Here is a 23,112-nt window from a genome sequence, read left to right on the forward strand (position 1 = left end):
TCACGAGATCGCCCGCAAAAATATTGCGACGGGCGAGGCGGTTTGACGGATTGCTGAATTTTTCGGCGGGCCGACACAGGGATGCGGCGCGTAGGGAGGTTTTGCGACGGGGCGATGACAATTGCCCCGTTCCCACGCATTCGCCCCCTGACAAATCCCGCCGGAATGCCTAGTTTCACCGCATGAATGCTTCCCTCACCCTGACCACCCATGCCGCCATCTCGGAAATACCCGCCGATACCTGGGACGGGCTGGCCGGCGATCATCCCTTTACCAGCCACCGTTTCCTGGACGCGCTGGAGCAATCGGGATCGGTCGGGCCGGGCAGCGGCTGGCAGGCGCTCCACCTGACGGTCGAACGCGACGGGCGGATCGTCGGCGCCGCGCCGCTCTATGCGAAATCGCATAGCCAGGGGGAATATATCTTCGATCACGCATGGGCGCAGGCCTATCTGCGGGCGGGCGGGCGCTATTATCCCAAGCTGCAATGCGCGGTGCCCTTCACGCCGGTGACCGGGCCGCGCCTGTTATCGCCCGATCCGGCGGTGCGGCAGGCGCTCTTGTCGGGGATGGCGCAGGTCGCCGAACGCGCCGGTTGTTCCGGCGCACATGTGACCTTCTGCACCGCGGAAGAGGCCGAGTTGGGCGAAGAGGCCGGGTTCCTGCCGCGCGTCACCCAGCAATTCCACTGGCTCAACCGCGATTACGACAGTTTCGACGCCTTCCTGGCCGAGTTGTCATCGCGCAAGCGCAAGGCGATCCGCAAGGAACGTCAGCGCGCGCAGGGTTTTGGCGGCACCATCCGGCAATTGACCGGCGACGATTTGCGGCCCGGCCATTGGGACGCCTTCTGGGAATTCTACCAGGACACCGGCAATCGCAAATGGGGCCAGCCCTACCTGACCCGCCAGTTTTTCGACCTCGTGCAAGAGACCATGCGCGACGATGTCCTGCTGGTGCTGGCCGAACGCGACGGGCAACCCATCGCGGGGGCGCTGAATTTCATCGGCCCGGACGCGCTATATGGCCGCTATTGGGGCTGTGTCGAGGATCACGCCTTCCTGCATTTCGAGCTATGCTACCACCAGGCCATCGACTACGCCATCGCGCGGGGCCTGTCCCGCGTGGAGGCAGGCGCGCAGGGCGAGCACAAGCTTGCCCGCGGTTACCTGCCGGTCGAGATCCACTCGCTGCACTGGCTGCGCGAGGAGGGCTTCCTGCGCGCGGTGGCCGATTACCTGGAGCAGGAGCGCGAGGCGATGGGCGAAGAGATCGAGATGCTCGCCGATTGGGGGCCGTTCCGCAAGGACGGGTAGTGCTGCGGTAACTTGTTCCGCTTGCAGTTCCGCGTGATTTCCGAAAGATGTTCAAAGGCCGGATGGAGCATTCGATCATGATGACCCTCTTTGCAATCCTGGTGGGCATCGTTGCCGGACCATTGCTCGCCCTTGCGACCCGATCGCCCGCGCAGCGCAGGGGCTTTGCCAAGCGCGAGGAGAAATTCCGTCAGGGCATCGGCCGTGATCCCAACCGGGCGCTGTTCGGACCGCATAAGCCGTTCTGGTGGAACGCATTGTTCTGGGGGGTGATTTTCGCCGCCATCTTCGCCGCGATCGGCCAGATGGGCCCGACGTAAGGTTTCCCCGGCCTCAGACCGGATGGTGATCCTGCTGCAAGAATGCAACCGGATCGGTGATACCGTGCGCGGCCAGCGCCGACAATGCAGCCACGCGCCCGGGCCGATCCGGGGTGGGATCGGCCTGCCAGGGCACCGCCCGAAATTCCGCGATGGCTTCCCTGTCGAAACCATGAAGCTGCGCCCCGGCCAATACCAGGGCCAGATACCAGTCGAACGCGGCCAGCCCGGATACGGGTTCCGGCGCAATATAGGTCACGGCATCAAGCTTTGCCCGTCGTGGCGGATGCTGAAATCGTCCAGCCGGTCATATCCGCGCCCCGCGCCCTCGGCCCGATCCAGCGCCGCCAGATCCTTCGGGTCCAGGGTGAACAGCACCCCTGATGCCGCCCCCTCTGACGTAACCAGCGTCGCCTTGGCCGAGCCGTCCATGCCGCGCTTGGCAAAGCGGACCCGATATCCGGGCGCATGCGCGCGTCCGATCAGTTTCGCCGAAGGACAGCGCGCCGCAAGCCGTGCCGGCAACATGTTCGAGCCATAGGCGAAATAGAAGATGCTCATGCGCTCTTGGCAATCCTATTCGGATCGACTGGAAACAGCCTTAGGATTTCTTCTTCATGCAAATATCCCGGGGTCCGGGGCAGAGCCCCGGCCATCGCGGGACGCAATCCCGCCCCCTCGGCCCGCTCAGGCTTTTTCCAGCAAGGCTTCCCCGGCGCTGACGCTGCATTGACCCGGCGAATCCTCGACATCGATCACCTCGAAATTGCCGTCCTTCAGCAAGGCGGCAAAGCGCTTGCAGCGGCCGTAAAGCCCTGCGGGCGGCGCGTCGAAATCCAGGCCGAGCGCCTTGGTCACGCTGCCATCGGCATCGGCGAGAACCTCTATTCCCGCATCCGGTGCGCCGGTCGATTTGGCCCATGCATCGCAGACGAAGGGATCGTTGACGGTCAGGCAGATGATCCGGTCCACACCCTTGGCGCGGAACTGGTCGGCGGTGCGGATGAAGCTGGGCATATGCGCATTGGTGCAGGTGCCGGTGAAGGCGCCCGGAAGGCCGAAGATCGCCACCCGGCCCTTGGCCAACTCGCCCGTATCGACTGCTTCGGGGCCTTTGTCACCCACCCGCAAGAGCTTGCCCTGGGGGAAATTGTCGCCTGTCGAGATGCTCATGCCTGTCCTCCATGAATTGCATTGGATCCGGCCTGACTATAGGTTGCAACCCGGCGGCAGACCAGATGCGGAAAGGCGGCGTTATGCGGATCGTGATCCTCGGGGCGGGGCAGGCGGCGGCCTCGATGGCGGCACGGCTCAGGGCCAATGGCCATGACGGACCGCTGAGCGTGATCGGGGTGGAATCCGCCGCGCCCTATCAGCGTCCGCCGCTTTCCAAGGCCTATCTGCTGGGCGAGATGGGGGTCGATCGGCTGATCCTGCGCGCGCCGGAATGGTGGCGGGAACAGGGGATCGAGCTGCGGCTGGACGAACGCGCAGTCTCGATCGACCGGGATCGACGCAAGGTGGTCACGGATCGGGGAGAGGTCGAATATGATGCGCTGGCCCTGACCCTGGGCGCCGCGCCGCGCCGCCTGCCGGCGGAGATAGGCGGGGCGCTGCCGGGGGTCCATGTCATCCGCAACCTCTCCGACGTCGATCTGATGGCGCCCGAGATGCAGCCCGGCCGCCGGCTGGTGGTGGTCGGCGGCGGCTATATCGGGCTGGAGGCTGCGGCGGTGGCGCGCAAGCTGGGGCTGGAAGTCACGCTGGTCGAGGCCGCGCCGCGCATTCTGGGCCGGGTGGCCGCGCCCGAGACGGCGGATATGATCCGGGACTTGCACCGCGCGCATGGGGTCGAAATCATCGAATCCGTGGCGGTCGAGCGTCTGACCGGCGACGACCGGGTGACCGGAGTCGCATTGGGCGATGGCCGGACCCTGCCCGCCGACCTGGTCGTGACCGGGATCGGGATCATGCCGGAAACGGCTCTGGCACGGGATGCGGGGCTGGCACTCGACAACGGGATCGCCGCGAATGAGTTCGGGCAAAGCTCCGATCCCGCGATCTGGACTGCGGGCGATTGCGCCAGCTTTCCCTGGCGTGGAGCGCGCGTCCGGCTGGAAAGCGTGGGCAATGCCATCGACATGGCCGAGGCCGTGGCGGATAATATCCTTGGGGCGGCAAGGCCTTATGCAGCCAGGCCATGGTTCTGGTCGGACCAGTTCGATGCCAAGCTGCAGATCGCCGGTCTTGGCGCGGATTACGACCGGATCGTCACCCGTCCGGGCGACGGTGCGCATGGCGGCTCGGTCTGGTATTTCTCTGGCGCTGAACTGCGGGCCGTCGATGCGCTGAACGATGCCCGCGCCTATATGATCGGCAAGCGGCTGATCGAGGCCGGGCGCTCACCCGATCCCGATGCCATCACCGGCACCGCCGATCTCAAGGCTCTGCTGGCATGAGGATCGTTGGCGGCGCCTTCCGGGGGCTGAAACTGGCCGAGCTGGGGCAGGGGGATGCGGCCGCCCATCTGCGGCCGACCACCGACCGGGTGCGCGAGGCGGTGTTCAACCTGCTGATCAATGGCAATCATGGCAACCCGGTTCCGAATGCCTGCGTGCTGGACCTGTTCGCGGGAACCGGTGCCCTGGGGCTGGAGGCCTTGTCGCGCGGTGCGGATCGCGCGGTTTTCATCGATAACGGGTCGAAATCGCTGGAGCTGATCCGCAGCAACGCGGCGCGCGCGCGGGTGATGGACAGGGTCGAGATCCGCCGGGGCGACGCCACAGGGCTGGGGAAGAATGCCGGTCCGCCCTGCGGATTGGTCTTCCTGGATCCGCCCTATGCCAAGCGCTTGGGCGAAAAGGCTGTCATCTCTGCCCTTGAAGGCGGATGGATCGCCCCCGATGCCATGATCGTATGGGAAGAGGCGCTGCCCCCCGAGATTCCCGCGCCCCTGGTGCTGATCGATCAGCGCAAATATGGCGACAGCATCGTCAGCCTTGCAAAAATTCAGGAGAGGGGCTGAACCCGGTCCGGGGAAGCGAGGGACGCGCCGCTATTCGCTTTGCCCGAGCAATTGGGCCGCGGGCAGGATGAGGGAAAGGTTTTCAAGCGCCGTCTGGACGAAATCCTCTGCCGCGCCCGATGCCCATCTTTGCGTGGCATCATTGGTGGCGGCAATGATCGCCGAGGACAGGATATGGATCAGCCGGGGGTCGGTGTCGGGCAGCCTGCGCAGCAGCAGTTCCGCCATCCTGCCGCGCCGGGCCAGAACCGCATTGTTGCGCAGGGCCATCAGCTTGGGATGGGATTCGCTGAGCCGCAACAGGTGCCCCAGCATCTCGCGCTCATCCAGGAAGCGCGAGATATGCGCGGTGATGAGTAGCTCGAGATCTTCCAGCAGATCGCCCCGGCCGTTCACGAAGATTTCGGTCGCCTCCTCGGGATAATCCGGGGACGGGCCCATCAGGGCGGCTTCCTTGTAGGGATAATAATTGAAGAATGTCCGAGCGCTGACTCCGGCCGCGCAAGAGATCGCCTCGGTGGTGATGTTGCTCAACCCGTCCCTGACGGCAAGTTCGATCGCTGTGGCCTGGAGCTTCTTGGCGATGCGATGGCGCCGGCTTGATGACAGGGTCATGAACTCTCCCGATTATTTATGAATGCCGCCGAACCGCGACCTTGGCAAGGTCACAGGTTGCGTGGGTTCTGTCAATGCGGAGGGAGAGGTGTCGGATCGAGGGGTATTGGCCCGGCTGGCGGACATGTTGACATGACGCGCCTCCGGTGACGGGGGCGCCTCAGGATAAGCCTGTCAGGAAGGAGCGTCGCTCAGGCGCCCCAGCTGCGAACCGGGCCGCAATCCATATGCACGAAATTCGAGCGCGTGTATTTGCCCACACCGCCCGCCCGGCAGGAGAGCGCCGCCGAGTACATCTGGTTGACCGAGCGCGATTTCAGCCGCAGATCCGCAGCCTTGCCGGACATGTGCAGCGAATTCCTGGCCACGCCAGAAGAGCGGCGGCGCAACATCGCGTTGGTCTGCGGCGAACGGTAGCCCGACAGCATCATGTAAGGCTCATTGGTCTGCAACAGCCGATGCGAGGCCGCCGCGACATCGATGGCCCGCGGATCGATCCCGATCGCCGTTCCGGTCCGCCAGTCGCGCATGAAGATGTTGATTTCGTTGAGCGCCTCGCGGATATACTTGCCATCGACCCAGTAAACGGTATCGATGCTTTCGCCCGTGCGGCCATTATACATCCGGATACGCCGGATATCGCCCGATCCGCGCAGGAAGCCAAACGCGTTGGCCATCACCGGTGCCGCCGCAACAGTGGTCGCAGCAAACACGCCCAGTATCCCACGCCGGGAAAAAAGTTCCGTTGTCATGTCAGATCGCCTGTCCTGCTTCGTTCTAGGCCGCGTTCTTGCGGCTTCTTGAGAGATATCCCCAGATGCTTAACAATATGTCAAAATTCCGTTGAGGTAGAAACCAATTTGTTCCTGCCGCGTTGAATAGCGCAAGACATGGGCGGAATTTTGCCGATATTCGGGGTTGTTGCTCTTAGGTTGTGTATTGTGCTGATTTTGCAACTGGTCCGAAAGGATGTTGGTCGCATTGCATGGCAACCGATGGACCGCAGGCGGGGGCGATGGCAAAAATAGTAGATAATTGATGAGGTTTCGATGCGGCGTTTTGAGTTCAAGGCCCTCGCGGTTTCGGTCATGGCATTCGGCTTTGCGCATGGCGCGGCTGCGCAATCTCCTGCATTTCAGGGCGGGGCGGCGACCGTGGCGATGGCGCCACGCCTGCAATTCTCGCCCGACGAGATGGCATTGGCGGAGGCGGTGGCGAGCCATCCGACCCTGGCGGCCTTCTATGGCGCGAACGGGCTGAAGCCGGTCTTCTCGGGGCCGGAGGGCGAAACGCTCCGCAAGGCCCTGCGCGATACGATCTCTGCGATGCCCGCGCATGGCATTCCCGCATCGCGTTACCGTCCGCAGGCGCTTGCCGGGGCCGGTCAGGATTTCGCGGCCGAGATGCTGCATGCCCGTATCCTTGCGCGGCTGATCCGCGATCTGACCGGCGGCATGATCGATCCCGCCGAGATCCCGGGTATTCACCGCGAAGTGACCCGGCCTCCGATCGCAAAGCTGATGGGCGAATTCTCGGCGCATGACGATCCTGTCGGGTTCCTGGCGGGGCTGGCGCCGCGGAACAGGACCTACAAGGCACTGCAGGCGGCCTTGCAGGAGCGCTCTGCCCTGACACCCTCCGCCGATCTGCCGAAGGCGCCCGAGGCGGTCTGGCGCGTGGGAATGCAGGGGGATGGTGTCCTGCCGCTGCGCCGGCGCCTGGCCAGCATCGGCTTCGATGCCGCCGCCACGGAGCCCCGGCTTTACGACGAGGCGCTGTCGCAAGCCGTCTCCCGCTACCAGGAGGCGGTCGGGCTGAGACCCGATGGCGTGGCCGGGCCGAACACGATCCGGCGGCTGAACTCCGACGGTGCGGATGCGCGGAACCGTGCTGTCCTTGTTGCGCTGGAACGGATGCGCTGGATGGGGGGCGAGGAACTGGAAGACCGGCTGGTCTGGGTCAATATCCCCGAATTCGCCGCCCGGATCATGGAGAATGGCGAAGAGGTGTTCCGCACCCGCGTCGTCGTCGGCAAGACCGCATCGGATATGCAGACGCCGGAATTCTCGGACCAGATGGAATATGTGGTGGTCAATCCGCGCTGGAACGTGCCGCGCTCGATCACCGTCAAGGAATACCTGCCCAAGCTGAAGGCGAACCGCTACGCCGTCTCGCATCTCGATGTGGTGGACGGCAGGGGCAATGTCGTGCCGCGCGACAATATCGATTTCGCCCGCTACACGGCGGCGAATTTCCCCTATCGGATGCGCCAGAAACCCAGTGGCGACAATGCCCTGGGGCTGGTGAAGTTCATTTTTCCGAATAACTGGAACATCTATCTGCACGATACGCCGACGAAATATCTCTTTGCCAAGCAGCAACGCGCCTATTCGCATGGCTGTATCCGGATCGGCGATCCCTTCGACCTGGCCTATCAGCTCTTGTCCCGGCAGAGCAGCGATCCGCGTGGGGTATTCCACCGTGCCCTGGACAGCGGACGCGAGACATGGCTGCATCTGAAGCCGAACGTGTCGGTGCATCTGGTCTATTTCACCGCCTTCCCGGACGAGTCGGGGCAAATCCGCTATTTCGACGATATATATGGGCGTGACGCCGCGATCTGGACGCGGATGGAAAAGGCCGGTCTGGATTTGGGAGCGTGAAGGGATTAAATCGCTCCCGAAAGGGTGCATCATGTCAGTGACTATCGGTGAACTTGCGCGCGCATTGGATGCGCAGGCCTGGGGCGATCTGTCCCTGCCCGTGATCGGGGCGGCCGAGCCTTCCGGTGCGGGGCCTGTCGGGGCGGATGGCGGGGTGATCGCGCTGGCGATGGCGCCCAAATATGCCGAGACCCTGCAACCGGGCTGCATGGCGATCCTCGCCGAGGGGATGGATCCCCAGGATTACGGGCTGAAAGCCGCCATCTTTGCGCCGCGCCCGCGCCTGGTCATGGCCGGGCTGACCCGTGCCTTCGATCCCGGCCCCGACATCGCGCCGGGCATCCATCCGACCGCCGTGATCGCGGATAGCGCCGAGATCGGCGAGGGGGGCGCGATTGGCCCGTTCGTGGTGATCGGTGAAGATGTGCGGATCGGGCCGGGGGCCCGGATCGGGGCGCATGTCTCGATCGGGCGGGGCTCCCGGCTTGGCGCCGATGCGCTGATCCATCCCGGCGCACGGATCGCCCATGGCGTGACTGCGGGCGACCGCTTGATCGTCCAGCCCGGCGCATCCGTGGGCGGCGACGGTTTCTCCTTCGTGACACCCGAGGAATCCGGGATCGAGGAGATTCGCCGCACGCTCGGTTCGCGGGAGGGGATCAAGCAGCAGCACTGGACCCGCATCCATTCGCTTGGCGGGGTCGAGATCGGTGACGATGTCGAGATCGGCGCGAATGCCACCATCGATCGCGGCACCATTCGCGCCACCCGGATCGGCTCGGGCACCAAGATCGACAGCCTTGTGCAGATCGGCCACAATGTCGTCATCGGAGAGGATTGCCTGCTCTGCGGCCTGGTCGGCGTGGCCGGATCCTCGAAGATCGGCAACCGGGTGGTGCTGGCGGGGCAGGTCGGCGTCTCGGACAATATCGAGATCGGCGATGACGTTATCGCGGGCGGGGCGAGCAAGATATTCACCCGCGTGCCCGCGGGGCGGGTGATCCTTGGTCATCCGGCGGTGAAGATGGAAACCCAGATGGAAATCCAGAAGGCAACCCGCCGTTTACCACGGCTTGCAAGCCAAGTTGCAAAGCTTCAAGAAACCGTTACACGCCTGTTGGAAAAGGGATGAACAGGAGGCCGTATGACTGACACCGTAAAATCCCGAATCAAGAACATCATTGCCGAACAGGCGATGCTCGAACCCGACCAGGTAAGCGATGAGGCGACCCCGGAAGAGCTTGGCATCGACAGCCTTGGCCTGGTCGAATCGATCTTCGCGCTGGAAGAGGAATTCGACATCACCATTCCCTTCAATGCCAATGAACCCGAGAAGTCGGATTTCGACATCTCGAACATGGGCACGATCATCGCCGCAGTCGAGCGGCTGGTGGCGGAAAAGGCTGCATGAGTGCGGAAAAGACCGGCAAGAAAAAGGCCGAGCCCACGAAATCCGCAATGCCTTTCAATCCATTGACGCGTGACGGTCAGCGCCGGGTGGTGATCACCGGGGCGGGCACGATCAATGCGCTTGGCCATGATGTCGCATCGACCCTTGAGGCCTTCCGCGAGGGGCGCTGCGGCATCACCCGGCTGGATTTCCGCGATGTGGACCGGCTGTCGATCCAGATCGGCGCGCAGATCCACGATTGGCAGCCCGAGAGTTATTTCAACCGCCAGCAAATCCTGCTCTATGACAAGTTCACCCAGTTCACCCTGCTGGCGGCCAAGCAGGCGGTCGCACAGGCGGGGCTGAATTTCCAGGGCAAGCTGGGGCTGCGCGCGGGCGTGGTGCTTGGTACCGCCGGGGGCGGGCTGAACACCTGGGACGACAATTACCGCGCCGTCTATGAAGAGGGCAAGAACCGCGTTCATCCCTTCGTCGTTCCCAAGCTGATGAACAATGCCGCCGCCAGCCATGTCTCGATGGAATTCGGGCTGCGCGGCCCGTCCTTTACCGTCGCCACGGCCTGCGCCAGCTCCAATCACGCGATGGGGCTGGCCTTCCAGATGATCCGCTCGGGCGGGGCGCAGGTGATGCTGACCGGCGGGTCCGAGGCGATGCTGTGCTTTGGCGGCGTCAAGGCATGGGAAGGGCTGCGGGTCATGTCCAGGGATGCCTGCCGCCCGTTCAGCGCCAATCGCAACGGCATGGTGCAGGGCGAGGGGGCCGGGGTGTTCGTGTTCGAGGATTACGAAGCCGCCCGCTCCCGTGGTGCCGATATCCTGGCCGAGGTGGTCGGTTTCGCGATGTCCTCGGATGCGCAGGACATCGTCATGCCCTCGGCCCAGGGGGCGGAGCGCGCGATCCGCGGGGCGTTACAGGATGGCGGGCTGAATCCCGAGCAGATCGGCTATATCAACGCGCATGGCACCGGCACGGCCGCGAATGACAAGACCGAATGCGCCGCCGTCGCCCATGCTTTCGGCCATCATGCCGACCGGCTGATGATGTCATCGACCAAATCCATGCATGGTCACCTGATCGGCGGGACCGGCGCGGTGGAGCTGCTGGCCTGTATCATGGCGCTGCGCGACGGGGTCATCGCACCGACCATCGGCTACCAGGAAGCCGATCCCGAATGCGCGCTGGACGTGGTGCCGAACGAGGCGCGCGAGGCGCAGGTCGATGCGGTCCTGTCCAATGCCTTTGCCTTTGGCGGGCTGAACGCGGTGATCGCGCTGCAGCGCGTCTGAAATTCCGGATATTCCCGGCAAGAAAGAACCGCGCCAGGGGGCTGGCGCGGTTCTTCATTTTCCGGACCGTCGAGGCCGCGATTATTCCGCCGGGGCTTCTTCGCCGGCTTCCGCTTGGGCCTTGGCGGCTGCCTGGGCTTCTGCCGCGAGCGTGGACATCTCGTCGAATGCGGCGGTGAATCCGGCAAGCGACAGGTCGAGATTGACCGGCTTCTCGGGATCGGCCCCGAAGCAGGAGCGCGACGGTGGCCTTGGCGCCACCCTTCAGTTCGCCCAGCTCGGCCTTGGTAAAGCCCAAGCGGGACACGCAGCCGACCGGGGCGCAGAAGCTGAACGGATAGCCGCGCATCTCGCCATTGTCGATCGCAAGGCTCAGGCCCCGGGTCAGGTCGGTTTCCAGCGGAACCACCATGGTGGCGCCAGCCGCCACTTCCCCGTTGTTCAGCGGGATCAGCGTCATTTCGGCGACCGAGTTGCCTTCACCATCCTTCAGGAGCTGATACAGCTCGCAGGGATCGATTCCCTCTTCGGTCTTGATGCAGCGGATCGTCCAGTCCTTATGCGTGGACTTGGCGTAATAGGCGCCGGTTTTCGGTTCATCCGATTCTTCCGCCGTCGCCTCTGCCGCCGCATCCGCGTCGGCTGCCGGAGCGGCATCCCCGGTTTCGGCAGCTTCCTCCGCTTCTGCGGGCGCGGCCTCGTCCGTAGCCTCTGGTGCAGCCTCGTCCGTCGCAGCCGCATCTTCGGATGCCTCCGGGGCGTCGGAAGCCGATTCGCCGGTTTCGGCTTCGGCGCTTTCCTCGGCCGCGCTTTCCTCTGCGTCTGTCACCGCATTCGCGGCGTCATCGATCGCGGCCCCGGCCTCTGCTGCCGCATCCCCGACCGCATCGGCCAGCCCCTCTGCCTGGGCGGCCGCCCCTTCCGCCTCTGCGGGCAGCTGGACAGCGCCGTCGCCGGCCGCTGCGTCTGCCTCGGACGTTGCCGCGTCCTGCGCGAAGGCGGGGGCGGCGATGACAGCCAGTGCTGCCAGAAGCGAATGCGAAGGTTTAATGGACATCGTCGTTTCTTCCCTTTGCTCGATGCTTTGCAATCGCCTAACACGTCTTTGAAGGCTTGTCAGTGCGGAAGAATACACAGGGCTTCACCATGGCTTGACCTCCCCCAGCCAAAGGCATGATCCTGCATTGCCGGGGGCAGGCGGCACCGCGATATTGCCGGTCGGCCCATTATGCGGAAAAGTGAACGTTAAGACTGTTGACGTATCACGGGCGCGCGACTAGCGTGCACGCAATGATGACCGGCCAGTCCGGCAGGGAGACAGCGTTATATACGCGCGGGGCCATGACTTTGTCATGGCCTCTTTTAATTTCGGCTGCATTCTTTCCGGATGAGGCGGCTTTCGTGCCGCCCGTAACGGTTCGCCCACTCACGATACCCGTGACGGCTCGGCCCGCCCGCAAGGCCGGGATCGAGCGGGGTGGCGGCTCCTGTCCGGAGCCGCAAGGCGGGCCTTTGGCGGCATCCACCGCAATTGCCCGATGAAAAGGCGGATCAGTTCCGTTGCCCGACCGCGCCGCCGCAGCCTTCGGCCGGATGCGCTGCATGTGCCCCGGCCAATTCCGCCAGGGCTTCGGCCACGGCGGGATCCGGCGGGCAGCTACGGCGCGTGGTCAGGTCGGTATGCAGAAGCAGGGTTTCGATACTGGCCGCCAGGCTCCCGTCGGGCTTCAGGATCCGGTGGAACAGGTGCATCTTCTTGCCCGCGGCAGAGATCACCTGCGTGGTGACCGTCAGGGTCTCGTCGCGATGCACCTCGTCAAGATAGCGGATGCGGCTGTCCACGGTGAAGAAGCTCTTGCCCGAGGCGATATAGGCCTCATCGGCCCCGACGAGTTTCATCAACCCGTCCGTCGCCCCCGTGCCAAGCTCCAGATAGGCGGCCTCGTTCACATGGCCGTTATAGTCGGTCCATGTCGCCGGAACGACCCGGCGGGCGGTGACGGGCAGGCCGTCGATCTCGCCGCCCGAGGGCAGCGCCGCCTCGTGTTTCAGGATCACCCCTCCGGCGCCGCTGCCGGTCTGGCGCAGGCTGCGGAGGATGCCGACCAGGTTGTCGTCGCGCAGGCGTTCAAGCTCGCGGACCGGCATGGCGCCGGATTGCTCGTCGGACTGGCTGCTGATGGTCGAGACAAGTTCACCGTCCAGTTCCGGCACATCGACGAGCCGGCTCCAGGGCCATTTCAGTGCCGGGCCGAATTGCGCGAGGAAATGAGCCATTCCGGCCTCGCCCCCGGCAATGCGATAGGTCTCGAACAGGCCCATCTGCGCCCAACGCAGGCCAAAGCTCATTCGGATCGCGTCGTCGATTTCCCCGGTTGTCGCGATGCCGTCCTTCAGCATCCACAGGGCCTCCCGCCAGACGGCCTCCAGGAAGCGGTTAGCGATGAAGGCGTCGATTTCCTTGCGCAGGACCAGGGGAAACATGCCAAGCCCGGTCATCACGCCTGCCGCCTGCTCGCAAAGAGCGGCCTCGCCCGAGATCTCGACCAGCGGCAGCAGATAGACCGGGTTGAACGGATGGACCACCGCCACCGGCACGCCGCAGGCCGACAGGTCGCTGGCCTTGAAACCCGATGTCGAAGAGCCGATGAAACCGCCCGCGTCCAGGGAAGCCGCGATCTCCGCATAGACCGCGTGCTTGACGGGCAGGCGTTCGGACACGCTTTCCTGCACCCATTGCGCGCCGGACACCGCCTCGGCGATGCTGTCGCAGAAAACCAGCCGCCCCTCGGCAGGCAGGGCGCGGTCATAGATGGCGGGCAGGGCGCGGCGGGCATTGTCCAGCACCTCGCCGATCCGGCGCGGGGTTTCGGGGGCAGGATCGAAAACCGCGACGTCCCACCCGTTCAGCATGAACCGTGCGGCCCATCCGCCGCCGATCACACCGCCGCCGATGATGGCCGCGCGGCTCATGCTGGACCCCCGGCAGGAGATTGCCTGGTCAGGCCCAGCTGCTCGCGGACCTCTGCCGGACCCATGACATTGGCGCCGAGATTCTCAAGCAGCGTCACCGCCTTCTCGACAAGCTGGGCATTGGTGGCCAGCACGCCCTTGCGCAGATACAGGTTATCCTCCAGCCCGACGCGGACATTGCCGCCGGCCAGGGCGGCGGCGGCCACATAGGGCATCTGGTCGCGGCCAAGGCTGAAGCCCGACCAGTGCCAGCCCTGCGGTATGTTGTTCACCATCGCCATGAAGGTGTTCAGATCGTTCGGCGCGCCCCACGGAATACCCATGCAAAGCTGGACCAGCGCGGGGGAATCGAGCACGCCTTCCTCGACCAGTTGCCGGGCGAACCAGAGATGGCCGGTGTCGAATGCCTCGATCTCGGGTTTCACGCCCAGTTCGGACATCGTCCGGCCGGTGGCGCGCAGCATGCCCGTCGTGTTGGTCATGACGTATTCGCCATCGCCGAAATTCATCGAACCGCAATCCAGCGTGCAGATCTCGGGCAGGCATTCGCGGATATGGATCATCCGTTCGCTCGCACCGGCCATGTCGGTATTCGCCTCGTCCAGCCGCAGCGGGGTTTCCGGATCGCCAAAACTCATGTCGCCGCCGATCCCGGCGGTCAGGTTCAGCACCACATCCACATCGGCAGAGCGGATCCGGTCGGTCAGTTCGCGGTAATATTCGGGCTTGCGCGACGGTGCGCCGGTCTCGGGATCGCGGACATGGCAATGCACGATTGCCGCGCCAGCCTTGGCCGCATCGATGGCGGCATCGGCGATGTCCCTGGGCGAGCGCGGGACATGCGGGCTCTTGTCCTGGGTTGCGCCAGCGCCGGTGATGGCGGCGGTGATAAAGACATTCCGGTTCATCTGCAGGGGCATGACGGCTCCTTTCCTGTTAGCGGCCCTTCCAGACCGGGTCGCGTTTCTCTGCGAAGGCGCGGGCGCCTTCTTTCTGGTCCTCGGAGCGGTAAAGCCGCTCGACCGTTTCGAACTGGCTGCCCTTGATCCGGTTCAGCGCGTCCTGGAATTTCATGTCCTCGGCCTCGCGGACGATTTCCTTCAACGCGGCGAAGACCAGCGGCGGGCCGGAGGCCAGTTCATCCGCCAGCGCCCGGGCCTGGTCCATGAGATGTCCACGCGGCACGATCCGGTTGATCAGCCCCCAACGCGCGGCTTCCTCGGCATCCAGCCAGCGCCCGGTCAGCAGCATCTCCATCGCGATATGATAGGGGATGCGCTTGGGCAGCTTGATCGAGGCCGCGTCCGCCACCGTGCCCGAGCGGATTTCCGGCAGGGCGAAACTGGCGTGATCGGCGGCAAGGATGATGTCGGCGCTGATCGCGAGCTCCAGCCCGCCGCCGCAGCAGATACCGTTGACGGCGGCGATCACCGGCTTGTTGAGGCCGCGCAGTTCCTGAAGACCGCCGAAACCGCCCTTGCCGTAATCCGCGTCCGGGTTCTCGCCTTCGCTGGCCGCCTTCAGATCCCAACCGGGGCAGAAGAACTTCTCCCCGCGCCGGTGAGGATCGCGACCCGCAATTCCGGATCGTCGCGGAACCGGGTGAAGATCTCTCCCATTTCGCGGCTCGTCGCGGCGTCGATGGCATTGGCCTTCGGTCGGTCCAGGGTGATCTCCAGAACCGCGCCACGGCGTTCCGTTTTCAGGTGTGAGCTGGTCATTCCGCCTCTCCCATTCGGATCAGGGCATCCGCCGCGACGGCCCCTTCGGGCAGGCATATCAGCGGATTGATTTCTATTTCATACAGCATATCCGCGTTCCGGCGGACCAGTTCCTGCACCGACATGATGGCTGCGATCACCGCATCCAGATCGGCCGTCGCCCGGCCGCGATAGCCGGTCAGCAGGGCAAAGCTGCGCAACCGGCCGAGGGCTGTGCGGAGATCCCGCTCGGTCGCGGGCAAAAGCAGCGAGACGGTATCGGCGATCAGTTCCGTCAGGATGCCGCCAAGGCCGATGGTCAGGACGAAACCATGCGCCGGGTCGCGGGTGACGCCGATCAGCAGTTCGGCGATGCCGCCCGAGATCATTTCCTCCACGAGGAAACTGGCGGCGGGCATTCCTTCGGCGGCCAGCCGCACGGCATCGGGAGAGCCGAGATTCAGCATGACGGCCCCCATCTCGGTCTTATGCGCGATACCCTCGCCTTTCAGGACCACGGGAAAGCCGATCCGCTTGGCCTCGAACGCGGCTTTTTCGGGTGAATCGGCCCGTCCCGATCCGGGGATGCGCAGGCCTGCCTCGGCCAGCAGGGATTTCGCCTCGGCCTCGCTGAAAATGTGAATCCGGGCGGGGTTGCCGTCGCGGGGGATCAGCAGCGCAGGCGGGCGGGGATCGTCATGTCGCGTTGTTGTCGCGGCGGCGCGGATCGCGGCCATGGCGTCTCCCATGCCGCACAGGGGCAGCAGCCCTTGGGTGATTGCCTGTTCGGCCACGTCTTCGGGGATGCCTTCGGGCAACAGCGACAGCAGCGCCATCGGTTTTCCCGTCGCGATCCGCGTCGCGGCCACGGCGCGGACGACCTTGTCCCAATCGGGCGCCTCGAAACGGTCGTTGCGCGGGAAGTCGATCACCACGCAGCCAAGCGCGATATCGCCTTGGCAGAGCGCGGTGAAACAGGCCGTCAGCGCCGCTTCATCGCCCCAGATATAGGTGTTGTAATCAAGCGGATTGGCCAGGGCGACCCGTGACCCGAGGGTCTTGCGCAGATCGGATTGCTGGCGCTCGTCCAGCGCCGGGAGTTCCACCCCCGCCGCCTGGCCGAGATCGGCCATCAAGGCGGCCTCGCCGCCCGAGCAGGAGGCCGAGGCGATGCGCGGCGACGAAAGGCCCCCGGTGACATGGAGGATCTTCAATGTCTCGATCAGTTCCGACGCGCTGTTCACCTGTGCGATGGAGAGCCGCGACAGAAGCGCGCGCGCGCCCACATCGCTGCCGGTGAGAGAGGCGGTATGCGAAACCGCGGCATTTTGCGCCTGTTGCGAGGCACCGACCCGGAGCGCGACGATCGGCTTGCCGAGTTCGCCAGCCCGGCGGGCCAGCGCCTCGAAGGACGGCAAATCGGTGATCCCCTCGATATGCAGGCCGAGCGCGGTGATGCGTGGATCCTCCAGCAGGGCGATCCCGGCATCGGCCATCGAGACCTGCGCCTGGTTGCCGGCGGCGATCACAGCCGCCAGCGGCAGGCCGCGCCGCTGCATGGTCAGGTTGATGAGCACATTGGAGGATTGGCCGATCACCGCCACGCCCCGCTCGACGCGCCGCAGCCCATGCATGTCCGGCCAGAGCGCCACCCCGTCAAGCGCATTGACGAAACCGTAGCAATTCGGCCCAAGGATCGGCATTCCTGCGGCGGCGGCGACAAGCTGTCCTTGCAGGCTTTCGCCATCGGCAAGCTCTGCTGTCGCCTCGCGAAAACCGGCGGCGAAGCAGACCGCCCCGCCACATCCAAGATCGGACAACTGCTTCACGATCTCTACCGTCAAGGCGCGGTTGACGCCGATAAAGGCGGCATCCGGTATTCCGGGCAATTGGTCGAGGCCGGGATAGGCAGGCAGCCCGCCGACCTCGTCCCGCGTGGGATGCACCGGCCAGATCGGCCCCGAGAAGCCGAGGCCGCGACATTCCCGGATGACATTCTCGCACCATGTTCCCCCGCCAATGACCGTGACCGCGCGCGGCGACAGGAGGCGGCTCAAATCCGCCATGGATCAGGCTCCCAAAGGCCGGAAGAGTTCGCGGCTGATGATATGGCGCTGGATCTCGGAGGTTCCATCCCAGATCCGCTCGACACGGGCATCGCGCCAGAAACGTTCGATGGGCAGCTCATCCATCAACCCCATACCGCCATGGATCTGGAGCGTGGCATCGGTCACCCGCGCCAGCATCTCGGAGGCGTAAAGCTTGGCCGAGGCGATTTCACGATTGGCGGGCAGGTCCTGATCCAGCCGCCATGCAGCCGCCAGCGTCAGGTAATCGGCCGCGTCGATCTCGGTGATCATGTCGGCGACCTGGAAGCTGACCCCTTGGAACCGGGCGATCGGCTGGCCGAACTGCTCGCGCTCGGCCGCGAAATGCAGGGCATGGTCGAAAACCCGGCGCGCGCGCCCCACGGCCATGGCCGCCACGGTGATCCGCGTCGCATAGAGCCATTCGTTCATCACCTCGAAGCCGCTATCCACCTCGCCAAGAACCTGGGCGTCGGACAGGCGGCAATTGTCGAAATAGAGGATGCAGTTCTTGTAGCCGCGATGGGAGACCGAGTTGTATCCCCTGGCGACCTCGAAACCCGGTGTGCCCCGATCGACGAGAAAGCAGGTGATCCGCTTTTTCGGACCGCGAGGCGTTTCATCGAGTCCGGTGGCGACGAAGACGATGAAGAAATCGGCATGATCCGCGCCGGATATGAAATGTTTCGATCCGTTCAGGACCCAATCGCCGCCATCGCGGGTGGCGGTGCATTTCATCCCCCGGACATCCGAACCGGCATCGGGTTCGGTCATTGCCAGCGCGTCCATCCTGTCGCCCCGGACGGCGGGCATCAGGTAGCGCTCGACCTGATCGCCCTTGCAGGCCATGAGGATGTTCTGCGGACGGCCAAAGAAATGCGTCAGCGCCATCGAGCCGCGCCCCAACTCCCGCTCCACCAGCGCGAATTCAAGATGCGACAGGCCCGGCCCGCCCACGCTTTCGGGAAAGTTCGAGGCATAGAAGCCGAGATCGATGACCTTGCGCTTGATCTCCTGCGCGATCTCGGCGGGAACCTCGCCGGTCTTCTCGACCAGCGCCTCATGGGGGTAGATCTCGTTTTCCACGAAACTGCGGACGGTGGAAACGATCATCTCCTGCTGTTCGTCCAAGCCAAATCGCATCTGTGTTGCCTCTTGTCTGATCTTACTCACCTGCATTTGTGGCGCGACAACAGGAAGCCGCGCCGCAAGGAACGCCCGGGGCCGGAAGACAGCCGGATCAACTATTGCCGCCAGCGCAGCGACATGCAGGAAAGTCCCGCGTCGATCTTTCCGATTTCCGTGGTCTTCAGCGTGACGACCTTATAGCCCAACCCGTCGAGCATCTCGGCGGTTCGCGGGAAATCGCGACCCAACAGAACCACGTCATTGACGCGCAGGGCATTGGCTGCCGGTTCCTCTCCATCGGGCACGACGATTTCGCGGAACCCGTCGAAGATGCCGGAACCGGCAAGGCGATGCGTCACCAGCGCGGTCTCTTCGTCCAAAAGCGAGCAATCGGTCTTGAAATGCAGCACACCCTTGGGCGTCTCGACGATCTGCCCCTTGCGGTCAAGCTTTTCGAGACAGGCGATCAGCCCTTCCGCCCCTTCGCGATCGGTCCGGGCCGAGAGGCCGATCATCACCTTGTCGCTCGTGTTCAGCACATCACCCCCATCGGCATGGCCGGGCCGGGGCAGGTCGATCACCGTCGGGAACATCTCGCGCAGGGTCGGGGCGATTTCCCCGGCTTCCCCGGCCCGTGTCTCGGCACCGGGATGCAGGATGATCGCGCCCTCGGGAAAGACCAGCGCCGGATCCTCGACGAAGATCGAGTCGGGAAAGCCCTCCAGCGCGGGCAGCACGGTGACCTCGACACCGGCATCCCGCAGGGCGGCGATATAGGCCTCGTGCTCGGCCCTGATCCCCTCGAAGGAGGGATCGCCGCGATCATCGGCGCGCAATCCCTTTACGACGGAACTGCCCGGAACCCGAACGATGGCAGAGTTGAATGAATGGACGGGAGCGGTTGTCATTGGGGCCTCGTTGTTCAGGAAGGGGAGGGTGGATCAGATCGGGCGTAGGTAAGTTTCAACCAGGTCGGTCCAGTATGCCGATCGATTTCCGGCTGCTGCGATGGCTCAGCGTTGCGACGAGCCCGATCCGGGCAAGGCCGCGTTCGACCCTGTGGCCCATCTCGCTCAACTGTCTTGCCACCAGGTCCGATGTGCGGATCTCTTCAAGCCCAAGCTCGGGATACGCATGCAGGTCGCGGCGAATGGCGATCAGTTCGGCAAGGTCGTCATGCAGGGGCTGAGGACTCAATTCATATTCCTCGGGTCGGGATGCGATTCTCGAAATAGCGGAAGGCAAAGACCAGGATCGCAGTCAGGACCATGTAGATCAGGGCCAGCAGGAAAAGCGGCTCATAGGTGAGATAGGTTTCCTGGCGGACACGCGAGATGACACCGTAAAGATCGACCACCGTGATCGTGGCGATGAGCGGCGTCGATTTGAGCTGCAGCACGGTTTCGCCATTCAGCGTTGGTAGCGCCCTATGCAGCGCGCGGGGCAGCCAGATGCGCCAGAGCAGTTTTGCCGGGCTCATGCCGAAGGCGCGGGCGGCCTGCAATTCGCCGGAGGGCACGCCCGCGAAGGCGCCGCGCATGATCTCGCCCTCATAGGCGGCGAAAGAGATGGTCAGCGCGGCAAGCCCATAGGGCCAGGCTTCGCGCAGATAGGGCCAGAGGAAGAATTCCCGGATCCCCGGGATCATCGGAAACAGCGAGCCGAGCCCGTAATAGAGAAGCCATAGCTGCAACAGCAGGGGTGTGCCCCGGATCATGGTGCAGAATGCCGCGGCAGGGGTTTTCAGCCACCACGGGCCGGTGACTTGAACCAGACCAAGCGGCACGGCAAGGACAAAGCCGAGCAGGGCAGAGCCGAACAGCATCGCCAATGTGACCAGCAGGCCGGACCATAGCCGCGGCAGGTAACGTGGCAGCCAGTCCCAACGGCCAAAGATGATGGCGGCGGCGATCAGTGCCACGGCAATCAGGATCAGCACAAGGCGATGCGGTTTCAGCCAGGACTCGCGGCGGCTGGTTTCATCGGCGGGGAGGGGGCTTGTCGTCATGTCAGTTCACCCCGGCAAGGCCGCGGCGCGAGCGGCGTTCCAGGATGCCGATGAGAAATCGCGAGATCAGCGTGATCGCCAGATAGAGCGCCCCGGCGGCGAGGAAGAAGAGCATGTAGCTCTTGGTCGTTCCAGCGGCCTGCCGCGTCACCAATGTCAACTCGCTGAAGCCGACAACGGCCAGCAGGGCGGTATCCTTCGTCGCGATCAGCCAGAGATTGGAAAGGCCGGGAATGGCATAGGGCAGCATGGCCGGGATGGTGATCCTGCGCAGGATCTTGGCCGGCGGTATGGCATAGGCGCGGGCGGCCTCGATCTGGCCGGGCGGGATGGATTTGATCGCGCCGCGAATGACCTCGGTCGAATAGGCGCCCTGCACGATCCCGATGACGAATATTCCCGCGACAAGGCCGCTGATATCGACCGCCTCGTAATCCAGCAGCGCCAGCATCTTGTTCAGGAAATCGGTGCCTGCGTAATAGAGGATCAGGATCAGGACGAGTTCGGGAACGGCGCGGACCACGGTGGTGTAGACCTCTAGCAGATCACGCGCCAGGGGGCCGCCGTGAAGCTTGCCGATCGCTCCGAACAACCCGATGACAAGGCCGAGAAGATAGCCCCCGACCGCGATTTCCATCGTGCTCAAAAGACCTTGCAGCAGCACGCCGCCCCAGCCTGGCGGGTTGAGCGCAAGCAGGCTCCAATCGATCACGGTGCTCCACTCCCTGGTTGATTGCTGTTGCCGGATACGTCACGGCGGCTGTGGCAGGGGCCGCAACCGCCGGTCCCGTGGTCACGAACCATAGGGATCGAAGTCGAAATACTTTTCGGAGAAGGCGTCATAGGTGCCGTTCTCGCGGATTGTCGCGATGGCGGCATTGAGCTTTTCCTTCAACTCCGTATCTTCCTTGCGCAGGCCGATGCCGACACCGGGGCCAAGGACCTCGATATCATCGGCGACCTGGCCCTTTTCCTCGCAGCAGGCTTGGCCCGCCTCGGTTTCCAGAAAGGCTTTCAGCGCGATGGCGTCGGCCTGGACGGCATCGAGGCGACCGGAGGCAAGATCGTTATTCGCCTCGTCCTGGGTCTGGTATTCCTTGATCGAGGTGCCGCCCGAGGCGAAATGCTTGTTGGCATAGACCTGGTGGACGGTCGAGGACTGGACGCCGAGGATCTTGTCGGACAGGCCCTCGGGGCTGGCGTCGAAATCGAGCTCTTTCAGGCCGATCACGATGGTCGGGGTGTTGTAATACTTGTCCGAGAAGTCGATTTCCTCCAGCCGTTCGGGCGTGATCGACATCGAGCCGACGATCATGTCGATCTTCTCGGATTTCAGCGCGGGAATGATGCCGTCCCAGGACAGGGGCGTGATGACGCAATCCAGCCCGGCCTCTTCGCAGACGGCATTGGCGAAATCGATCTCCCAGCCCTGCCATTTGCCGGATGCGTCGGGATAGGTGAAGGGCGGATAGGGTTCCGCGGCGATGCCCAGCTTGATCTCTTCGGCCTGGGCGGCGCTTGCCGCGAAACCGAGTGCCAGCCCGAAGCAGGCGGTTTTCAGGATTGATGTCATGTTGCTCCCTTTCTTTGCTGTCGTTTCTTTGTTGTTGTTCAGTGGACCGAACTGATGAATTTCTTCAGCCGCTCGGATCTCGGGGCGCCGAATATGGCATCCGGCGGGCCCTGTTCTTCGATGACGCCATCGTGGAGGAACACCACATGGCTGGCGACATTGCGGGCGAATTCCATCTCATGCGTCACGAGGATCATGGTGCGTTGCTCTTCGGCCAGATCGCCGATCACGGATAACACCTCCCTGACCAGTTCGGGATCCAGCGCCGAGGTCGGCTCGTCGAAAAGCATCACCAGCGGCTGGATGGCGAGCGCGCGTGCGATCGCGGCGCGCTGCTGCTGGCCGCCCGACATGAAGGCCGGATAGGTATCGCGCTTCTCGAACAGGCCGACGCGCCGCAGCAGTGTCTCGGCCGTGGCGATGGCCTCGTCCCGTTGGGTGCCCAGCACATGGATCGGGGCCTCGATGACATTCTGGAGCACGGTCTTGTGCTGCCACAGGTTGAAGTTCTGGAACACCATGCCAAGCGCGCCCGCAACCTTTCGACCTGCTTGCGGCTGGCCGGAACCTGGCCGCCATTGCCGTCGCCTTTCATGGCGATGGTTTCGCCATGGATGGCGACCGATCCCGAACAGGGATGTTCCAGCATGTTGATGCAACGCAGGAGGGTGGACTTGCCAGAGCCGCTTCCCCCGATGATGGCGATCACGTCGCCCTCACGCGCGTCGAGCGAAACGCCTTTCAGCACCTTTAGCCGTCCAAAGCGCTTGTGCAGGTCGATAACCGAAATCGCCTGGTCGCCTTCACGCATGTGCAAATCGCCTCCGGATCGGGCCGTTCCGCTATGCTCCGCGCCATTCGTCGCGGCGCGTGACCATCAGGGGCGTCGTGCAAGGACGGGATCACCCCTGTTTGCGGCACGGGTCAGTGGTTTCTATCTTGCGTTCCGACAAACTGTACAGTTGAATAATTATTATGCAAGTGCATAGTAGGGGTGTCGATAACGT

The 23,112-nt window shown here is 64.1% G+C and carries 22 protein-coding genes and 3 pseudogenes; 8 read left to right on the forward strand and 17 right to left on the reverse strand.

Going from position 1 to position 23,112, the window contains the following annotated elements; genetic code table 11:
• Window positions 1-182 precede the first annotated feature (182 nt).
• Both A7A09_RS11955 and A7A09_RS11960 read left to right on the forward strand, forming a co-directional pair.
• On the forward strand, window positions 183-1,316 hold the full coding sequence (locus A7A09_RS11955; RefSeq protein ID WP_106691630.1) for a GNAT family N-acetyltransferase: 1,134 nt from the start codon (window positions 183-185) through the stop codon (window positions 1,314-1,316).
• A 77-nt stretch (window positions 1,317-1,393) separates the two neighbouring features.
• Window positions 1,394-1,636, forward strand: coding sequence for a hypothetical protein (locus A7A09_RS11960; RefSeq protein WP_148043650.1), 243 nt, complete (start codon window positions 1,394-1,396; stop codon window positions 1,634-1,636).
• Window positions 1,637-1,649: 13 nt separating this feature from the next.
• On the opposite strand, the gene A7A09_RS11965 is transcribed toward A7A09_RS11960, so the two are convergent.
• From A7A09_RS11965 to A7A09_RS11975, 3 genes are all read right to left on the reverse strand, one after another.
• Window positions 1,650-1,895 (reverse strand): hypothetical protein, encoded by a 246-nt coding sequence (locus tag A7A09_RS11965; RefSeq protein ID WP_106691632.1) that lies wholly within the window; start codon window positions 1,893-1,895, stop codon window positions 1,650-1,652.
• Window positions 1,892-2,197, reverse strand: coding sequence for a gamma-glutamylcyclotransferase family protein (locus tag A7A09_RS11970; RefSeq protein WP_106691633.1), 306 nt, complete (start codon window positions 2,195-2,197; stop codon window positions 1,892-1,894). The genes A7A09_RS11965 and A7A09_RS11970 overlap by 4 nt, the downstream gene beginning before the upstream one ends.
• A 126-nt stretch (window positions 2,198-2,323) precedes the next feature.
• Window positions 2,324-2,809, reverse strand: a complete 486-nt coding sequence (locus A7A09_RS11975; RefSeq protein ID WP_106691634.1) for a peroxiredoxin — start codon at window positions 2,807-2,809, stop codon at window positions 2,324-2,326.
• Window positions 2,810-2,892: 83 nt separating this feature from the next.
• Here A7A09_RS11975 and A7A09_RS11980 point away from each other — a divergent pair, with 83 nt between their 5' ends.
• Together A7A09_RS11980 and A7A09_RS11985 are read left to right on the forward strand one after the other, a co-directional pair.
• Window positions 2,893-4,095: an NAD(P)/FAD-dependent oxidoreductase gene (locus tag A7A09_RS11980; RefSeq protein ID WP_106691635.1), complete on the forward strand. Its 1,203-nt coding sequence runs from the start codon at window positions 2,893-2,895 to the stop codon at window positions 4,093-4,095.
• Complete coding sequence (locus A7A09_RS11985) at window positions 4,092-4,661, forward strand: RsmD family RNA methyltransferase (RefSeq protein WP_106691636.1); 570 nt, start codon at window positions 4,092-4,094, stop codon at window positions 4,659-4,661. Before A7A09_RS11980 ends, A7A09_RS11985 begins: the two co-directional genes overlap by 4 nt.
• Window positions 4,662-4,691: 30 nt before the next feature.
• Here A7A09_RS11985 and A7A09_RS11990 read toward each other — a convergent pair whose 3' ends face one another.
• Both A7A09_RS11990 and mepK read right to left on the reverse strand, forming a co-directional pair.
• On the reverse strand, window positions 4,692-5,276 hold the full coding sequence (locus A7A09_RS11990; protein ID WP_106691637.1) for a TetR/AcrR family transcriptional regulator: 585 nt from the start codon (window positions 5,274-5,276) through the stop codon (window positions 4,692-4,694).
• A gap of 191 nt (window positions 5,277-5,467) precedes the next feature.
• Window positions 5,468-6,028 (reverse strand): peptidoglycan L,D-endopeptidase MepK, encoded by a 561-nt coding sequence (mepK, locus tag A7A09_RS11995; RefSeq protein ID WP_106691638.1) that lies wholly within the window; start codon window positions 6,026-6,028, stop codon window positions 5,468-5,470.
• A 297-nt stretch (window positions 6,029-6,325) separates the two neighbouring features.
• Between mepK and A7A09_RS12000 the strand changes: the two genes are divergently transcribed.
• Genes A7A09_RS12000 through A7A09_RS12015 form a run of 4 tightly spaced genes read left to right on the forward strand, consistent with a single transcriptional unit; the run spans window position 6,326 to window position 10,636 of the window.
• The gene (locus A7A09_RS12000) at window positions 6,326-7,939 is read left to right on the forward strand and encodes a L,D-transpeptidase family protein (RefSeq protein ID WP_106691639.1); all 1,614 of its coding nucleotides are present in this window, start codon (window positions 6,326-6,328) and stop codon (window positions 7,937-7,939) included.
• A 31-nt stretch (window positions 7,940-7,970) separates the two neighbouring features.
• The gene (locus A7A09_RS12005; protein WP_106691640.1) at window positions 7,971-9,071 is read left to right on the forward strand and encodes a UDP-3-O-(3-hydroxymyristoyl)glucosamine N-acyltransferase; all 1,101 of its coding nucleotides are present in this window, start codon (window positions 7,971-7,973) and stop codon (window positions 9,069-9,071) included.
• Window positions 9,072-9,083: 12 nt separating this feature from the next.
• On the forward strand, window positions 9,084-9,350 hold the full coding sequence (locus A7A09_RS12010; RefSeq protein WP_076528493.1) for an acyl carrier protein: 267 nt from the start codon (window positions 9,084-9,086) through the stop codon (window positions 9,348-9,350).
• 47 nt (window positions 9,351-9,397) lie between these two features.
• Window positions 9,398-10,636, forward strand: coding sequence for a beta-ketoacyl-[acyl-carrier-protein] synthase family protein (locus tag A7A09_RS12015; protein WP_106691807.1), 1,239 nt, complete (start codon window positions 9,398-9,400; stop codon window positions 10,634-10,636).
• Window positions 10,637-10,928: 292 nt separating this feature from the next.
• On the opposite strand, the pseudogene A7A09_RS12020 reads toward A7A09_RS12015, so the two are convergent.
• The 12 genes and pseudogenes from A7A09_RS12020 to A7A09_RS12075 all read right to left on the reverse strand — a co-directional run.
• Window positions 10,929-11,693, reverse strand: a pseudogene (locus A7A09_RS12020) (invasion associated locus B family protein); the annotation flags it as partial.
• A 494-nt stretch (window positions 11,694-12,187) separates the two neighbouring features.
• Window positions 12,188-13,609, reverse strand: a complete 1,422-nt coding sequence (locus A7A09_RS12025) for a carnitine 3-dehydrogenase (protein WP_106691641.1) — start codon at window positions 13,607-13,609, stop codon at window positions 12,188-12,190.
• Window positions 13,606-14,529 carry a 3-dehydrocarnitine:acetyl-CoA trimethylamine transferase BcoG gene (gene bcoG, locus A7A09_RS12030; RefSeq protein WP_106691642.1) on the reverse strand — a complete coding sequence of 308 codons (924 nt, stop codon included), beginning with the start codon at window positions 14,527-14,529 and terminating at the stop codon, window positions 13,606-13,608. The genes A7A09_RS12025 and bcoG overlap by 4 nt, the downstream gene beginning before the upstream one ends.
• Window positions 14,530-14,545: 16 nt before the next feature.
• A pseudogene (locus tag A7A09_RS12035) lies at window positions 14,546-15,330 on the reverse strand (carnitinyl-CoA dehydratase).
• A complete protein-coding gene (locus A7A09_RS12040) occupies window positions 15,327-17,375 on the reverse strand; it encodes an acetate--CoA ligase family protein (RefSeq protein WP_106691643.1) in 2,049 nt (682 codons plus the stop codon). Before A7A09_RS12040 ends, A7A09_RS12035 begins: the two are co-directional and overlap by 4 nt.
• 3 nt (window positions 17,376-17,378) lie before the next feature.
• Window positions 17,379-18,539, reverse strand: coding sequence for an acyl-CoA dehydrogenase family protein (locus A7A09_RS12045; protein WP_106691644.1), 1,161 nt, complete (start codon window positions 18,537-18,539; stop codon window positions 17,379-17,381).
• A gap of 101 nt (window positions 18,540-18,640) precedes the next feature.
• The gene (locus tag A7A09_RS12050) at window positions 18,641-19,432 is read right to left on the reverse strand and encodes a dimethylarginine dimethylaminohydrolase family protein (RefSeq protein WP_106691645.1); all 792 of its coding nucleotides are present in this window, start codon (window positions 19,430-19,432) and stop codon (window positions 18,641-18,643) included.
• A gap of 55 nt (window positions 19,433-19,487) precedes the next feature.
• Window positions 19,488-19,721 carry a hypothetical protein gene (locus A7A09_RS12055; protein WP_106691646.1) on the reverse strand — a complete coding sequence of 78 codons (234 nt, stop codon included), beginning with the start codon at window positions 19,719-19,721 and terminating at the stop codon, window positions 19,488-19,490.
• 1 nt (window position 19,722) lies between these two features.
• Entirely contained in the window at window positions 19,723-20,532 is an 810-nt protein-coding gene (locus A7A09_RS12060) for an ABC transporter permease (protein WP_106691647.1), read from the reverse strand.
• A gap of 1 nt (window position 20,533) precedes the next feature.
• Window positions 20,534-21,244, reverse strand: a complete 711-nt coding sequence (locus tag A7A09_RS12065) for an ABC transporter permease (RefSeq protein WP_281277530.1) — start codon at window positions 21,242-21,244, stop codon at window positions 20,534-20,536.
• An 81-nt stretch (window positions 21,245-21,325) separates the two neighbouring features.
• Window positions 21,326-22,105 (reverse strand): transporter substrate-binding domain-containing protein, encoded by a 780-nt coding sequence (locus tag A7A09_RS12070; protein WP_106691648.1) that lies wholly within the window; start codon window positions 22,103-22,105, stop codon window positions 21,326-21,328.
• Between the two features lie 38 nt (window positions 22,106-22,143).
• Window positions 22,144-22,916 (reverse strand): annotated as a pseudogene (locus A7A09_RS12075) (ABC transporter ATP-binding protein).
• Window positions 22,917-23,112: the final 196 nt, after the last annotated feature.

The organism is Paracoccus methylarcula (assembly GCF_003007735.2).
Taxonomy (GTDB): Bacteria; Pseudomonadota; Alphaproteobacteria; order Rhodobacterales; family Rhodobacteraceae; genus Paracoccus; species Paracoccus methylarcula.

Excerpts from the sequence above, each read along its gene's own strand:
- A7A09_RS11970 (WP_106691633.1), bottom strand. The coding sequence starts at position 2,197 with ATGAGCATCTTCTATTTCGCCTATGGCTCGAACATGTTGCCGGCACGG.
- A7A09_RS11955 (WP_106691630.1), top strand. The coding sequence starts at position 183 with ATGAATGCTTCCCTCACCCTGACCACCCATGCCGCCATCTCGGAAATA.
- A7A09_RS12005 (WP_106691640.1), top strand. The coding sequence starts at position 7,971 with ATGTCAGTGACTATCGGTGAACTTGCGCGCGCATTGGATGCGCAGGCC.
- A7A09_RS11990 (WP_106691637.1), bottom strand. The coding sequence starts at position 5,276 with ATGACCCTGTCATCAAGCCGGCGCCATCGCATCGCCAAGAAGCTCCAG.
- A7A09_RS12025 (WP_106691641.1), bottom strand. The coding sequence starts at position 13,609 with ATGAGCCGCGCGGCCATCATCGGCGGCGGTGTGATCGGCGGCGGATGG.
- A7A09_RS12045 (WP_106691644.1), bottom strand. The coding sequence starts at position 18,539 with ATGCGATTTGGCTTGGACGAACAGCAGGAGATGATCGTTTCCACCGTC.
- mepK (WP_106691638.1), bottom strand. The coding sequence starts at position 6,028 with ATGACAACGGAACTTTTTTCCCGGCGTGGGATACTGGGCGTGTTTGCT.
- A7A09_RS12070 (WP_106691648.1), bottom strand. The coding sequence starts at position 22,105 with ATGACATCAATCCTGAAAACCGCCTGCTTCGGGCTGGCACTCGGTTTC.
- bcoG (WP_106691642.1), bottom strand. The coding sequence starts at position 14,529 with ATGCCCCTGCAGATGAACCGGAATGTCTTTATCACCGCCGCCATCACC.
- A7A09_RS12050 (WP_106691645.1), bottom strand. The coding sequence starts at position 19,432 with ATGACAACCGCTCCCGTCCATTCATTCAACTCTGCCATCGTTCGGGTT.
- A7A09_RS12040 (WP_106691643.1), bottom strand. The coding sequence starts at position 17,375 with ATGGCGGATTTGAGCCGCCTCCTGTCGCCGCGCGCGGTCACGGTCATT.
- A7A09_RS12015 (WP_106691807.1), top strand. The coding sequence starts at position 9,398 with ATGCCTTTCAATCCATTGACGCGTGACGGTCAGCGCCGGGTGGTGATC.
- A7A09_RS12060 (WP_106691647.1), bottom strand. The coding sequence starts at position 20,532 with ATGACGACAAGCCCCCTCCCCGCCGATGAAACCAGCCGCCGCGAGTCC.
- A7A09_RS11980 (WP_106691635.1), top strand. The coding sequence starts at position 2,893 with ATGCGGATCGTGATCCTCGGGGCGGGGCAGGCGGCGGCCTCGATGGCG.
- A7A09_RS12000 (WP_106691639.1), top strand. The coding sequence starts at position 6,326 with ATGCGGCGTTTTGAGTTCAAGGCCCTCGCGGTTTCGGTCATGGCATTC.
- A7A09_RS11985 (WP_106691636.1), top strand. The coding sequence starts at position 4,092 with ATGAGGATCGTTGGCGGCGCCTTCCGGGGGCTGAAACTGGCCGAGCTG.
- A7A09_RS11975 (WP_106691634.1), bottom strand. The coding sequence starts at position 2,809 with ATGAGCATCTCGACAGGCGACAATTTCCCCCAGGGCAAGCTCTTGCGG.
- A7A09_RS11960 (WP_148043650.1), top strand. The coding sequence starts at position 1,394 with ATGATGACCCTCTTTGCAATCCTGGTGGGCATCGTTGCCGGACCATTG.
- A7A09_RS12010 (WP_076528493.1), top strand. The coding sequence starts at position 9,084 with ATGACTGACACCGTAAAATCCCGAATCAAGAACATCATTGCCGAACAG.